General features: G+C 44.4%; 8 protein-coding genes. All 8 read left to right on the forward strand.

The features are described 5' to 3' along the window. The first annotated feature begins 19 nt into the window (after positions 1–19). The 8 genes from AC4CS8_RS04285 (at position 20) to ndk (ending at position 14,915) form a co-directional block, all read left to right on the forward strand. Positions 20–1,972: a BglG family transcription antiterminator gene (locus AC4CS8_RS04285; RefSeq protein WP_493893703.1), complete on the forward strand. Its 1,953-nt coding sequence runs from the start codon at positions 20–22 to the stop codon at positions 1,970–1,972. Position 1,973: 1 nt separating this feature from the next. Further along, positions 1,974–2,411 (forward strand): PTS mannitol transporter subunit IIA, encoded by a 438-nt coding sequence (locus AC4CS8_RS04290; protein WP_493893704.1) that lies wholly within the window; start codon positions 1,974–1,976, stop codon positions 2,409–2,411. 14 nt (positions 2,412–2,425) lie between these two features. After that, positions 2,426–3,562: a mannitol-1-phosphate 5-dehydrogenase gene (locus AC4CS8_RS04295; RefSeq protein ID WP_493893705.1), complete on the forward strand. Its 1,137-nt coding sequence runs from the start codon at positions 2,426–2,428 to the stop codon at positions 3,560–3,562. A 232-nt stretch (positions 3,563–3,794) separates the two neighbouring features. Then, complete coding sequence (nox, locus tag AC4CS8_RS04300) at positions 3,795–5,162, forward strand: H2O-forming NADH oxidase (RefSeq protein ID WP_493893706.1); 1,368 nt, start codon at positions 3,795–3,797, stop codon at positions 5,160–5,162. A 128-nt stretch (positions 5,163–5,290) separates the two neighbouring features. Then, positions 5,291–7,564 carry a DNA helicase PcrA gene (gene pcrA, locus AC4CS8_RS04305; RefSeq protein WP_493893707.1) on the forward strand — a complete coding sequence of 758 codons (2,274 nt, stop codon included), beginning with the start codon at positions 5,291–5,293 and terminating at the stop codon, positions 7,562–7,564. 92 nt (positions 7,565–7,656) lie between these two features. Then, positions 7,657–10,893 (forward strand): ATP-dependent nuclease subunit B, encoded by a 3,237-nt coding sequence (rexB, locus tag AC4CS8_RS04310; RefSeq protein WP_493893708.1) that lies wholly within the window; start codon positions 7,657–7,659, stop codon positions 10,891–10,893. Further along, positions 10,890–14,486: a helicase-exonuclease AddAB subunit AddA gene (gene addA, locus AC4CS8_RS04315; protein WP_493893709.1), complete on the forward strand. Its 3,597-nt coding sequence runs from the start codon at positions 10,890–10,892 to the stop codon at positions 14,484–14,486. The genes rexB and addA overlap by 4 nt, the downstream gene beginning before the upstream one ends. Before the next feature lie 18 nt (positions 14,487–14,504). Next, complete coding sequence (gene ndk, locus AC4CS8_RS04320) at positions 14,505–14,915, forward strand: nucleoside-diphosphate kinase (protein WP_493893710.1); 411 nt, start codon at positions 14,505–14,507, stop codon at positions 14,913–14,915. Positions 14,916–14,937: the final 22 nt, after the last annotated feature.

The raw sequence follows: 14,937 nt of genomic DNA on the forward strand, positions 1-14,937 counted from the left end.
AATGTAGTATAATAAACCTATGCTATTAACAAAACGTGAAGAACAATTGATGAAAGCTTTCCTCCAAGTAGGGAAGCTTTCATTGAAAGAGATGGCGGAGATTTTGCAGGTATCATCTCGGACGGTTTATCGGACTTTGTCTGATTTGACAGATTTTTTGGCCGAGCATGAAATCGACTTGGTTAAGGACGGGAAGAAGTATTATCTGGCTGGTGACTTATCAGCTCTGGAAGACTACAAGACCATGGATTCTTACTCTCCTAGTCAACGCTTGGAACTGATGACCTATCAGCTCTTGACTAGTCAGCAGGTGGTGACTAATGAGCAGTTTCAAGAGCAGTTCTTGGTATCCAATGTGACGGTCATTCAGGATATTGCAGCCATTGAAAAACGTTTGTCAGACTTTGGAGTGGAACTTGTCCGTCAAAAAGGATATGGTCTAGCAGGATCAGCCAGTCAGAAACGGCGAATTTTAGCCATTCTCCTAGCTAATGCGATTTCCATTCAGGACTTTTGGCAAGATGATTATGCTAGTTATCCAATTTTGGATAGGGAAGTGGTAGAAGAAAGCCGCCGTGTCTTCGAGAGCCACCAAGCTGCTTTGGGGGACATTGACTCCAAGCTCAAGCAGTTGCTGATTATTCTCTTAAGTCTGGCGGACAATCAAGGGGAGCTGGACCACCGAGTTGGTGTGTCCAAGGAAGCCTTGGATTTCTCCCAGAAGGTCTTTATGGACCTGGCCCAGACCAGCAAACGCTTCTACAATATCCAAGAAATCATCTTCTTTGCGACTATTTTAGATGAGCTAATCATCAAGCGGCAGGAGGTACCACTCTTCAGAGAAAGCTTTGACAGTGGTTTCTACTACAACATCTCCCAGCTGATTGACTCGGTCTCCCGCTTTACCAAGATTGATTTCATCAAGGACAGACTACTCTTTCCCCTTCTCTTTAATCATATTCGGCTGAGTTTGGCTGTCCCTATGCTTTTCCCAGACAATGCAACGACCAATGTGGCTTACCTGGTTACCCAGAAAAATCCTTTCTTGCATCGACTGGTCAGTCTGGTGATGCAGGACATTTTTCCGACTTACTTGCACAATGAATACGAGTACGAACTGGTTACCCTGCATTTTGCTTCTAGTCTTCGAAGAAGTCCCGATATTTATCCGATTCGCTTGCTCTTGGTGACGGACGAAAGGCCATTGACGACCAGTGTCTTGGTATCTAAAATCAAAAATATCGCACCTTTTGTGGAATGGATCGATGTGCAGAGTACGACCAATCTGTCTCAGTTGAACTTGGAGCACTATGATTATTGTTTGACGACTAAACCGCTGACGCAAGAAGGGATTCATCTGATTTCTACTTTTCCAAATACGCAGGAAATTCTAGAGTTACAGGATACCTTGCAGCTCATTCAAGAAAATCGAACAGTCTTGATACGGGAAGAAATCAGAGAGGAAAGACATTACGATTTGCAGGCCTATCTCGCTGCTAGTAGTCAGGTTTTGCAATCTTTTCGCTTGACTAGCATTGGTCAACAGACAAGTTTTGAAGAAGCTGTAACAGCTATTGTAGCGAATTTGGACTATGTGGAAGATAGGGCTTACTTAACAAACAAACTCTTATCTCGATTTGCTATTAGTCCGCTGGCCATCCCCCAGACAAATCTAGCCCTCATTCATACCCAGTCCAGCCAGGTAATCCGCAGTCAATTTATTATCGCTGAATTGGAGAATAGTGTCGCTGCACTTTCCATGAACAATCAACAGGAAGAAGTTCAGCGTATATTGGTCATGTTGACGCCGTTAGGCGAGGGTGCAGAAGTCCGCGAACTGATGACCGCTATCAGTCAGTCCATTATCGAAAACAAACTATACACGGAGATTTACCGTACGGGCAATCAGGAGATTATCTACCAGTTGCTCAATTCAATCTTTACCGAAACTATTAAGAAATTGGAGAATTAACATGGAATTACAAGAAAACCTCATCAAATTGAATCAAGCTTTCGTTAGCAAAGAAGATGCTATTTGTTTCTGTGGACGTCAGTTGGTGCAAGCGGGTCATGTCAATGAAGCTTATATCGAAGCTATGATTGAACGCAATGAAGAATTGTCTGTTTACATGGGGAACTTTATTGCTATTCCTCATGGAACAGATGCAGCTAAACAAGAAGTTCTTTCATCAGGAATTACTATTGTACAAGTACCTGCAGGCGTTAATTTTGGAACAGAAGACGCACCAAAGATTGCGACAGTGCTCTTTGGTATTGCTGGAGTGGGCGATGAGCACTTAGAGATTATTCAAAAAATTTCTATTTTCTGTGCGGATGTGGATAACGTTGTTAAATTGGCAGATGCCCAATCAGAAAAAGAAGTCATCGCCTTGTTGAACAGTGTAGGATAAGTGAGGAAGAAAAGATGAAACAAGCAGTTCATTTTGGAGCAGGCAATATCGGACGTGGTTTTATCGGAGAAATTCTCTTTGAAAACGGATTTGAAATTGCCTTTGTCGATGTTAATGAAACGATTATCGATGCTTTGAACGAGCGTCATGCATACGAGATTGAGATTGCAGAAGAAGGACAACGACACATTGCTGTATCAGGTGTGCGAGGAATTAATAATCGTCTCAATCCTGAAGAGGTTGTCGCTGCCCTTGCAACAGCTGACTTGGTAACGACAGCGATTGGACCAAACATTTTGCCATTTATCGCTGGATTGGTGGCTCAAGGGATTGAAGCACGCCGTGAATCTGGCAATAGTCAACCGCTGGATGTATTGGCTTGTGAAAATATGATTGGTGGCTCTGCCTTTCTTTATGAAGAAGTTAAAAAGCACCTGTCAGAAGAAGGCTTGGCTTACGCAGCAGAATATGTCGGTTTTCCTAATGCGGCAGTGGATCGTATCGTACCTGCTCAAAGCCATGAAGATCCATTATTTGTCGTGGTAGAGCCTTTCAACGAATGGGTGGTCGAAACCCGAGGGATGAAAAATCCTGATTTGAAGTTAGATGGTGTTCACTATGAAGCAGACTTGGAGCCTTTCATCGAACGCAAACTCTTCTCTGTTAACTCAGGACACGCGACATCTGCTTATACAGGGGCACACTTTGGAGCAACGACTATTTTGGAAGCCTTGCAAAATTCAGAGGTGAAAAGTAAGGTAGAAGCAGTTCTTGCAGAAATCCGTAGCCTTTTGATTGCCAAATGGGGATTTGATGAGCAAGCCTTGGTGGACTACCACAAGGTCATTATCAGTCGTTTTGAAAATCCTTATATTGTAGATGATGTAGCACGTGTGGCTCGAACACCAATCCGCAAGCTCGGTTACGACGAACGCTTTATCCGTCCAATCCGTGAACTCCGTGAGCGTGGCTTGTCCTACGACAACCTCCTAGCGACTGTCAGCTATATCTTTGGCTACAAGGATGAAACAGATGAGCAGTCTGTGCAACTCCAAACTCTTCTGCAGGAAAAATCCCTGCCAGAAGTTGTAGCAGAAGTGACCGGTGTGACCGACCCAGGATTGGTTGCAGAAATTGTGGAAAGTATATAAAAAAGAAAGCTAGTGTGAAAAGAACCGCTTATAATGGAAAGTCAAAAAGTTATATACTGTTTTTATAAGGAGGTTCTTTTTGTGCAGGGCCACTCTCTGTTTGTTTTGTAATAAAAAGATAAAAGCCTTTACAAAAAAATTGTGAAAACGTGAGCAATAATTTTGTAATCGGTAACAAAATTGGGTATAATATAACCTGTAAAAAATATTTTTTGAAAGTGAGATTTTCCTTATGGCTAAAATCGTTGTTGTCGGTGCTAACCACGCAGGTACTGCCGCAATCAAAACTATGTTGACAAACTATGGGCAAGAAAACGAAATCGTTGTTTTTGACCAAAACTCAAACATCTCATTCTTGGGTTGTGGTATGGCTTTGTGGATTGGTGAGCAAATCGGTGGTCCTGAAGGACTTTTCTACTCAAACAAAGAAGAGTTGGAGAGTTTGGGCGCGACAGTTTACATGGAGTCACCTGTTACAAATATCGATTATGATGCAAAAACAGTTACTGCACTTGTAAACGGTCAAGAACATGTTGAGTCATTTGACAAACTTCTCTTCGCTACAGGTTCACAACCAATCTTACCACCAATCAAAGGTGCAGCAATCAAAGAAGGTTCTCTTGAGTTTGAAGCAACACTTGAAAACTTGCAATTCGTTAAATTGTACCAAAACTCAGCTGATGTTATTGAAAAATTGAAAAACAAAGACATCAACCGCGTAGCAGTAGTTGGTGCTGGTTACATCGGTGTTGAGCTTGCAGAAGCATTCCAACGTAAAGGTAAAGAAGTTATCCTTATCGACGTTGTAGACACATGTTTGGCTGGTTACTATGACCGCGACTTGTCAGACCTTATGGCTAAAAATATGGAAGAGCATGGTATCAAACTTGCCTTCGGTGAAACTGTTCAAGAAGTTGCTGGTGATGGTAAAGTTGAGAAAATCATCACTGACAAGAACGAATACGATGTTGACATGGTTATCTTGGCTGTTGGTTTCCGTCCAAACACTGCATTTGCAGGTGAAGGAATCGAGCGCTTCCGTAACGGTGCCTTCCTTGTAAACAAACGCCAAGAAACTTCAATCCCAGGCGTTTACGCTATCGGTGACTGTGCAACTATCTACGACAACGCTACTGGTGACACAAGCTACATCGCATTGGCTTCAAACGCTGTACGTACTGGTATCGTGGCAGCTCACAACATCTGTGGCACTGACCTTGAAGGTATCGGTGTACAAGGTTCTAACGGTATCTCTATCTACGGTCTTAACCTTGTATCAACTGGTTTGACACTTGAAAAAGCGAAACGTCTTGGTTTGAATGCTGCGGTTACTGAAGTAACGGACAACCAAAAACCAGAATTCATGGAGCATGGTAACTTCCCAGTTACAATCAAGATCGTTTACGATAAAGATTCACGTCGTATCCTTGGTGCACAAATGGCAGCTCGTGAAGATATCTCTATGGGTATCCACCTCTTCTCATTGGCAATCCAAGAAGGCGTAACAATCGAAAAATTGGCATTGACAGACTTGTTCTTCTTGCCACACTTCAACAAACCATACAACTACATCACAGTAGCTGCCTTGGGTGCTGAATAATCTATTGAATACAAAAGCTCAGAGATAACTCTGGGCTTTTTTGGTTGTCATCTATCACATTGTCCACTGCCTATTGAGAGATTTTTTGGTATAATGGAGAGAATGAAAATTAGAGAGAGTATGAGAAAATGAATCCATTATTAAACGGAATGAATGACAGACAGGCAGAGGCGGTACGGACAACGGAAGGTCCGCTCTTGATTATGGCAGGGGCTGGCTCGGGCAAGACCCGTGTCTTAACCCACCGCATCGCCTACTTGATTGATGAGAAAATGGTCAATCCTTGGAATATCCTCGCCATTACCTTTACCAATAAGGCGGCAAGGGAGATGAAGGAGCGGGCCTATGCCCTCAATCCTGCTACTCAGGATAGCTTGATTGCGACCTTCCACTCCATGTGTGTCCGCATTTTACGTCGGGACGCCGACCATATCGGTTACAACCGCAACTTCACCATTGTGGACCCAGGTGAGCAACGGACACTAATGAAACGTATCCTCAAACAGCTCGACCTGGACCCTAAAAAATGGAGCGAACGGACCATTTTGGCCACCATTTCCAATGCCAAGAACGACTTGATTGATGATGTAGCCTACGAAGCCCAAGCGGGCGACCTCTACACGCAGATTGTTGCAAAATGTTACAAGGCTTACCAGAAGGAACTGCGGCAGTCAGAGGCCGTTGACTTTGATGACTTGATCATGTTGACGCTCCGCTTATTTGACCAAAATCCAGAGGTCCTGACCTACTACCAGCAGAAGTACCAGTACATCCATGTCGATGAGTATCAGGATACCAACCATGCCCAGTACCAGTTGGTCAAGCTCCTCGCATCGCGTTTCAAGAATATCTGTGTGGTTGGTGATGCTGATCAGTCGATTTATGGCTGGCGTGGGGCAGATATGCAGAACATCCTTGATTTTGAAAAGGATTATCCTGAGAGCAAGGTGGTGCTGTTAGAAGAAAACTACCGTTCCACCAAGACAGTCTTGCAGGCTGCCAATGAAGTTATCGAAAACAACCGCAATCGCCGTCCTAAAAAACTGTGGACACAAAATGCCGAGGGTGAAAAGATTACTTACTACAAGGCAAGTGATGAAAACGACGAGGCGATTTACGTAGCCAGTCAGATTGGCGAGTTGGTGCGGTCAGGCAAGACCTATAAGGACTTTGCAGTCCTCTATCGGACAAATGCCCAGTCCCGTACCATAGAGGAAGCTCTCCTTAAGTCCAATATCCCTTACACTATGGTTGGCGGAACCAAGTTCTACAGCCGTAAGGAAATCCGTGATGTCATTTCCTACCTGAATCTTATCGCCAATCCTTCGGACAATATCTCCTTTGAGCGTGTGGTTAATGAGCCTAAGCGAGGTGTTGGACCAGGTACTGTTGAGAAAATCCGTGACTTTGCCACCATGCAGGACATGTCTTTGCTAGAGGCCTGCCAGCATATTATGCTATCTAGTATCAGGGGCAAGGTTGCACAGGCTGTTTGGGATTTTTCAACGATGCTGTATAACCTGCGTGACCGCCTAGACAGCTTGACTGTGACAGAGTTGGTCGAAGAAGTCCTCAATCAGTCTGGTTACCTCAATGCTCTTACGATTCAGGGAACGATTGAGGCCAATGCTCGTATCGAAAACATTCAGGAATTCCTCTCCGTGACTAAAAACTTTGATGAAAAGGGAAGTGAGGAAGAAGAGACAGGTCTGGAAACGCTCAGTCGCTTCCTCAATGACCTAGCCTTAATTGCCGATACAGATGATGATAGCCGTGAGGCATCTGAGGTTACACTGATGACCCTCCACGCTGCCAAAGGTCTGGAGTTTCCAGTTGTCTTTCTGATTGGTATGGAGGAAAATGTCTTTCCGCTCAGTCGTGCTTCTGAGGAAGAGGCGGAGTTAGAGGAGGAGCGTCGTCTGGCTTATGTAGGTATTACGCGCGCCGAGCAGATTCTCTATCTAACCAATGCTAACTCCCGTCTGCTCTTTGGTCGTACCAACTACAACCAACCTAGTCGCTTCATTCGTGAAATTTCCAGCGACCTCCTTGACTACCAAGGTCTTGCCCGTCCTGCTAACACCAGTTTTAAGGCGTCTTATGTCAATGGCAGAGCGACTCAGTTTGGCCAAGGTATGAGCTTGCAGCAGGCCCTGCAAAGCCGCAAGTCCTCTGTTCAACCCAATCGCACACTTGGTGGTGAGTTACCATTTGGTAAGACTACTACCACTACGGGAACTAGTTGGTCGGTTGGCGACATTGCCATTCATAAAAAATGGGGACGAGGAACAGTTCTAGAAGTATCAGGCTCAGGTAATAACCAAGAACTCAAAATCAACTTTCCAGAAATGGGACTCAAAAAAGTCCTAGCTAGTCTAGCACCTATTGAGAAAGAAGAATAGACTTTAATTCTGAACCTAACTGTCCAGCTGATTGGGCAGTTTTTTTGTGATTTTTGATATAATAAACAGAGGATATTTTTAGGAAGTGACTTATGAAACTACATTACACAGGTATTCGCAATAACTTGACCCAGCTTCTGACGGAGGAAGCCAAAACCTATGCTAGTCAAGGCTATCGGGTCTTCTACATAGCTCCAAACTCCCTGTCTTTTGAGAAGGAGCGAGCAGTTTTATCCTATCTTGAGGAGGGGGCGTCGTTTGACATCATGGTGACGCGCTTTGGGCAAATGGCACGCTATTTGGTACTCAACGAGGCACAGGACCAGAAAACCATTGATGATTTGGGGCTGACCATGCTTTTTTTCCGTGTCCTTTCTCAGTTAGACGAAAGTGAACTGAAGGTTTATGGCAAGCTCAAACAGGACATGGATTTTATCGGTCAGTTGCTTGATTTATACAAGGAATTGCAGCGTGCCAACTTGTCGGTCTTGGACTTGGAAAAGATGGAATCGCCAGAAAAACAAGCAGACCTGGTGAAGATCTTTACCGGTCTGGAAGAGCTGCTTCAGGCAAATCAATTTAAAGCCCAAACCAAGTTGACTCAGTTTCGTCAGCTTGTTGAAACAGGGAAACTAGACCAAGAATTGAATCAGCTCGTTTTGATTGTCGACGGTTTTACGCGTTTTTCAGCTGAAGAAGAGGCTCTTATCACAGCCCTAAATGGTCGTGTCAAAGAAATTGTGATTGGGACCTATGCCAGTCAAAAGGCTTATGCAAGCACCTATATCGAAGGGAATCTCTATCAAGCTGGTGTGGAGTTTTTACGGCATTTAGCGATAGATTTCGCTACTAAGCCGACTTATCTAGGGGCTGAAGAGGTCATGGATAGTCTAGGCAAGATTTCCAAGAATATTGAAAGTCGTTATGATTTCTCTGATCAGCAGGTGGAGCTGACAAAAGAAGATAGGGATAGGATTATCCTCTGGGATGTCATCAATCAAAAAGAAGAGATTGAGCAGGTGGCGCGTAGCATTCGTCAACGACTCTATCAAGGTGCACGATATAAGGATATTCTGGTCCTCTTGGGAGATGTAGGGAGTTATCAGTTGCAGCTAAGAACTGCCTTTGACAAGTATGAGATTCCCCACTATTTTGGGAAGGCGGAAAGCATGAGTCACCACCCGCTCGTGCACTTTATCGAGTCACTGGAGCGACTGAAGCGGTACAATTTTCGATCAGAAGACTTGCTCAACCTCCTCAAATCCGGGCTCTACGGGACTTTCTCCCAATCTGAACTAGATCGGTTTGAGCAGTATATCCTCTTTGCTGATATTAAGGGACAGGCTAAGTTTACTAAGGATTTTTCGGTCAATAGCAGAGCTAACTATGATTTGGAGGGGCTCAACCAATTCCGTCAGGCAGTTATGGATCCATTGACCCAACTCTTCAAGGCTCAAGCCCAAACAGGTAGTAGTCTCTTGCAAAAATTGATGACTTTCTTAGAAGCTGTGCAATTACCAAAAAATATGAGCAAACTCTCGCGGGGCTTTGGTGACATTGAACAAGAAAAAGAAGAGCAGGTCTGGAAATCCTTCTGTCATATCTTAGAGGAATTACAAGCAATTTTTGGGCAAGAAAAACTGCGCTTAGATGATTTTCTAGCTATCCTAAAAACAGGTATGCTAGCGGCTACCTATCGGACAGTTCCTGCGACGGTAGATGTGGTCACTATTAAGTCCTACGATCTTATCGAGCCTCACACTGCTAAGTATGTGTATGCCATAGGCTTGAGTCAGGCTAATTTTCCTAAGATTGCCCAAAATACTAGCCTCTTGACTGAAGAAGAGAAAACCAAGGTCAATGAAGCAAGCGGTCAATTGGCGCATTTTGACTTGGTCAGTCAAGAAAATATCAAGAAAAACCATTCTGCTATGATTTCCTTGATTAATGCTGCTCGGGAACAGTTGGTGTTATCAACGCCTCAGTTGTATAAAGAAGCAGAGCAGGTCTTGTCCCCCTACCTCAAACTGTTATTGGACATGGAGTTCTCTCTGGAGGAAAAAGGTAGGGAAGGCTTAGAAGAGTCGGATGTCATGCACTACAAGGGGCTGCTGTCACGGCTGGTAGAGGCCAATCGAGATGAGTTTGATCCAGAGTGGACTAAGGAAGAAGCGACCTTTTGGTCGGTGGTGGTCCGTTACCTCCGTAAGAAATTAGAGAAAGAGGACATTCATATTCCTGCTATCTCAGCTGAAGCGTCTTCAGTTGCCTTGGAAGCAGATACCTTAGCCAGTCTGTATCCAGCGGATCAACCACTGGTATTATCAGCTTCTAGTTTGACAGATTTTTACAAGAATGAGTACCTTTACTTCATCAAGCACGTGCTACGTTTGCAGGAACAGGATTCCATTCATCCAGACGCACGAAGTCATGGGAATTTCTTGCATCGAATTTTTGAACGGGTGACCATGGATCAAACAGAAGCAGACTTTGACGAGAAGTTGACCAAGGCCATCTCTGAAACAAGGCAGGAAAAGACCTTCCAATCGCTTTATGGTGCGGATGCGAGCAGTCAGTTCTCAGAAGAAGTTTTGCTAGATATTGCAAAAGCTAGTTCCTTGGTTTTGAGAGAGGGGAGCCAGGTAGCTGTATTGGCAAACGAAGCCAGTTTTGGTCAGGAAGATGTAGGATTGCTCGATCTTGGTCAAGGACGGAGTTTGAAGATTGTTGGAAAAATTGACCGTCTGGATCAGTTGGCTGATAATCATGCTTTAGGAGTTGTGGATTACAAGTCCAGTAGCAATAGCTTTAAGATTGACCGTTTTTATAATGGACTCAGTCCGCAGTTGGTCACCTATATCGCAGCAGTTCAGCAGTTGCCAGAATTTAGCCAGTCAGAAAAGATTTTTGGGGCAATGTACTTGCATCTCTTGGATCCGATTGTGAAGTTGGCAGATACTAAGGGACAGGATCAGGTACTAACAGAGGCTTATAAGTCATTGGTTTACAAGGGCTTGTTCTTGGAGGAAGAGGCTAATCGTCTTAACCAGGTTTATTATAAGTCCAAGGCGTCCTTATATAGTCAGGAGGAGCTAGCCCTTCTCTTGCAACACAACCAAGCCTTGTACAAGGAGGCAGGTCAGACCATACTAACAGGTCGCTTTGCTATTAACCCTTACACCGAGGACGGAAAATCGGTGGCAGGGGAACAACTCAAGGCTATCACAGGCTTTGAGGCCAATCTGCACATGGGTCAGGCCAGACAACTAGTCAAGGGTGGCAAGCGTGAAGATTGGTTAGACCGTATGAAAGGAGGAGATGTTGAATGAGTTTTGAAGCATTTTTAAGTCCAGAAGCGATTGTAAAGTTGCAGCAAGAAGAAGCGGTGTCGGATAAAGTGCAAAAACGGACACCGGAGCAGATTGAAGCAATCTATACTAGCGGACAAAATGTCTTGGTTTCGGCATCGGCAGGGTCAGGTAAGACCTTTGTTATGGTGGAGCGAATTTTGGATAAAATCAAGCGTGGTGTGTCCATCGATCAATTGTTCATCTCAACCTTTACGGTCAAGGCAGCGGGTGAACTCAAGGAGAGGATTGAGAAGAAGCTGACAGAGGCCTTGGCAGCAAGCAAGGATGAAGCCCTGCGGCACCATCTATCCGCCCAGTTGACTGCCTTGGAAAATGCAGACATTGGGACCATGGACTCCTTTACGCAGAAATTAGTTTCGACTTATGGTTATACCTTGGGGATTTCTCCTAATTTCCGTATTTTGCAGGATAAGAATGAGCAAGATCTGATGAAACATGAGGTTTTTGCAGACTTGTTTGCGGATTACCTATCAGGTGAACAGGGAGTGATTTTCAGAGATTTGGTCAAGAATTTCACGGGAAATCGGAAGGATAATAAGGCTTTTCGTGAGGTTGTTTACACTATTCACGGCTTTAGTCAATCAACCAGTAGTCCAAAAAAATGGCTCAAGGAAAGTTTGCTGAAAGGCTATGAAAAAAATACCAGTCTATCTAGCCTACCTGACGATATAGTGCTGAGTTTTCTGGAAGCCATGCGTCAGGCTGCGGACGATTTGCAGGACGTGACGGATTTACCTGACTACAAACAAAAGACAGCCAAGGGGACAGACACAGCAGCCTATGTCAAGCACCAAGCTATCTTTAATCGCTTGCGGAATTTGGCAGATGAATACGATAGGCAAGCAGATAAGGAAAAGTTGCCCTTGGTCACGGCAGAGTTGGTAGAGCTTCTACCTGCTGGTAGTGAAGTGACAGTGGCAGGGGTCAAGTATCCTGTTTTCAAGGACTTAAAAGGTCGCTTGCAAGATTTGCAGCACTTGGAAACAATCTTGGTCTATCAACCCAAAGTCCTGCCTCTTTTGCAGGTTTTGCAGGCCTTTCTATTCGACTTTTCAGACCAATACCTACAAAGCAAGATGCAGGAAAATGCCTATGAGTTCTCTGATATCAGTCATTTTGCTATTGAGATATTGGAGAAGAACGAAGCCATTCGCCAACAGTTTCAGGACAAGTACCATGAGGTGATGGTGGATGAATACCAAGATAACAACCATACGCAAGAGCGGATGTTGGACCTGTTATCTAATGGTCATAATCGCTTTATGGTGGGAGATATCAAGCAATCCATTTACCGTTTCCGTCAGGCTGACCCGCAGATTTTTCAGTCTAAATTTGAAACCTATCAGGCAGATAGTCAGGCAGGGAAATTGATTCTCCTCAAGGAAAATTTCCGCAGTCAAAATGAGGTATTGGACGCGACAAATGCAATTTTTACGCGACTCATGGACCGTCAGGTTGGTCAGATAAAGTATGACCAAACCCATACGCTAGTTGCAGGAAGCGACCGTCAGAAGATTGCTCAGCCTCATCACCGTATGGACTACCTGATTTACAATACTGATGTGACAGAGGAAGATACGGAAATTTCTGGTGGCGAGGTTGAATTAGTAGCTAAGGAAATCATCCGCCTACATAATGAGGAAGGAGTTGCCTTCTCTGACATCACCCTCTTGGTACCTAGTAGAACACGTAACCAAGCTATTTTGGAGAGTTTTGAACGGCATGGGATTCCCTTGGTGGCTGACGGTGGCGAAGCCAACTACCTCAAATCACTTGAAGTCATGGTCATGTTGGATACCTTGAGGACCATTAACAATCCTCTCAATGACTATGCTCTGGTTGCCTTACTCAAGTCACCTATGTTTCATTTTGATGAGGATGAATTGGTACGGATTGCCCTGCAGGCAGAGCGAGGCTTCTTCTATGAAAAATTAGTTTTAGCCCAGACAGGTCGCGGTGCAAAATCTGCTCTCATCTCTCCACGGTTGAAACATAAATTGGACAACTTTCAGACTTATCTGACAGACTGGCGGGCCTATGCCAAGTTGCATTCACTCTATGATTTGATTTGGAAGATTTTCAACGAGAAGTTTTACTATGACTACGTGGGAGCCTTGCCAAATGGCCAAAAACGACAGGCAAACTTATATGCGCTAGGCATTCGAGCCAACAATTTTGAACAAACGGGTTTCAAGGGCTTGAGTCGGTTTATTGCCATGATTGATAAGGTCTTGGCTAGTGAAAATGATTTGGCAGATGTGGAGGTAGCCCTACCGCAAAATGCTGTCCAGCTCATGACTGTTCACAAGTCCAAAGGCTTGGAGTTCCAGTATGTCTTCCTGCTCAATATGGACAAGAAGTTTAATGCCATGGAGAGTAGGAGTCCGATTGTTCTCAGTCGGGAAAATGGTTTGGGTATTCAGTATTTGGCAGATATGAAGGCGGAGTTTGATACACCGTTACCTCATGTCCGAGTAGCGATGAACACTCTGCCTTATCAGCTCAATCAGAGGGAATTGAAATTAGCTAGTTTGTCTGAGCAGATGCGCTTGCTCTATGTTGCCATGACACGAGCAGAAAAGAAACTCTATCTGGTCGGAAAAGGAAGTAAGGAAAAGCTATCTGATCAGTATGACGGGAAACGAAAAGAGGGAGTTTTACTAGCAAGTAGCCGAGAAGGAATGACCAGCTTTCAAGACTGGGTCTTGGCGATTGAGGAGGCCTTTAGTGACGAGGAACTTTACTTTAACAAGATTTTTGTGGAAGATAGTGATTTGACACCCGAAAAGATTGGTCATCTAAAGCAGACCAAGCCAGTTGTGAAAGAAAGTCAAAAAGACAATCGTCAGTCAGACGAGATTCGTAGAGCCTTAGATCAGTTAGAGGCTGTGGAACGCCTCAACCAAACCTATAAATCAGCCATTGAGTTACCTAGCTTGCGGACACCGAGTCAGATTAAGAAACTCTATGAACCGGTCTTGGCAGATGAAGGTTTGGAAATTATGGAGTCTTACAAACCACAGATAGCCTTTGATTTACCTGATTTTTCTAAAAAACCTCGTGTAACGGGTGCTCAGGTTGGGTCAGCTGTCCATGAACTCATGCAGCGTTTACCTCTGGTATTTCCAATGACAAAAGATGTGATTGAGAAAGCCTTGCTTCAAGTTAATGCTGAGCAAGCAGTCAAGGAGAAAATCGATGTTTCCAAAATTCTTGCATTTTTCTCCACTGACTTAGGAAAGGAAATCTTGGAGAACAGGGACAAGGTTCGTCGAGAGGCTCCCTTTGCCAGTTTGATACAAGATCTGATTTCTCAAGAGAATTTTGTATTACGGGGGATCGTGGATGGCTTTATTCACTACGATGACCGAATCGTTCTTTTCGACTATAAGACGGATAAGTATGAAGTTGCTAGCCAGCTCAAAGAGCGTTATCGCGGTCAGATGCAACTTTACGTTCAAGCTTTGACCAAGGCTTACGGTGTTACAGATATTGCTTGTCATCTTATTCTTCTCGGAGGTGAGGAGATTGATGTGGTGCAGGTATTCTAATCAAGAAGGAGACTTATTATGGAACGGACATTTTTCATTATCAAGCCAGATGCAGTGGCGCGTGGTTTGGTTGGTCAGGTTTTGGCACGGATTGAGCGTCGTGGTTTTCAGATAGATGACCTTCGAATGATGACAGCCAGTCCAGACTTGATTGCGGCTCACTATGATCATTTGACCGACAAGCCCTTCTTTCCTCATTTGGTATCCTATATGACCAGTGGGCCAGTCATTGCAGGCATTTTGTCAGGGCCAGAGGTGGTACTGTCTTGGCGTGCTTTGATGGGAGCAACCAATCCTGTCAATGCCCTTCCAGGCACCATACGGGGAGATTTTGCAACGGCACCGGTCGATGATATTGTAGCCAACATCGTTCATGGCTCTGATAGCCCTGAAGCAGCAGAGCGAGAGATTTCCTTGTGGTTGAAGTAGGAAAATAGCGGAGCAGACACCT

The sequence above is a fragment of the Streptococcus sp. NSSLK0004 genome (assembly GCF_059039125.1).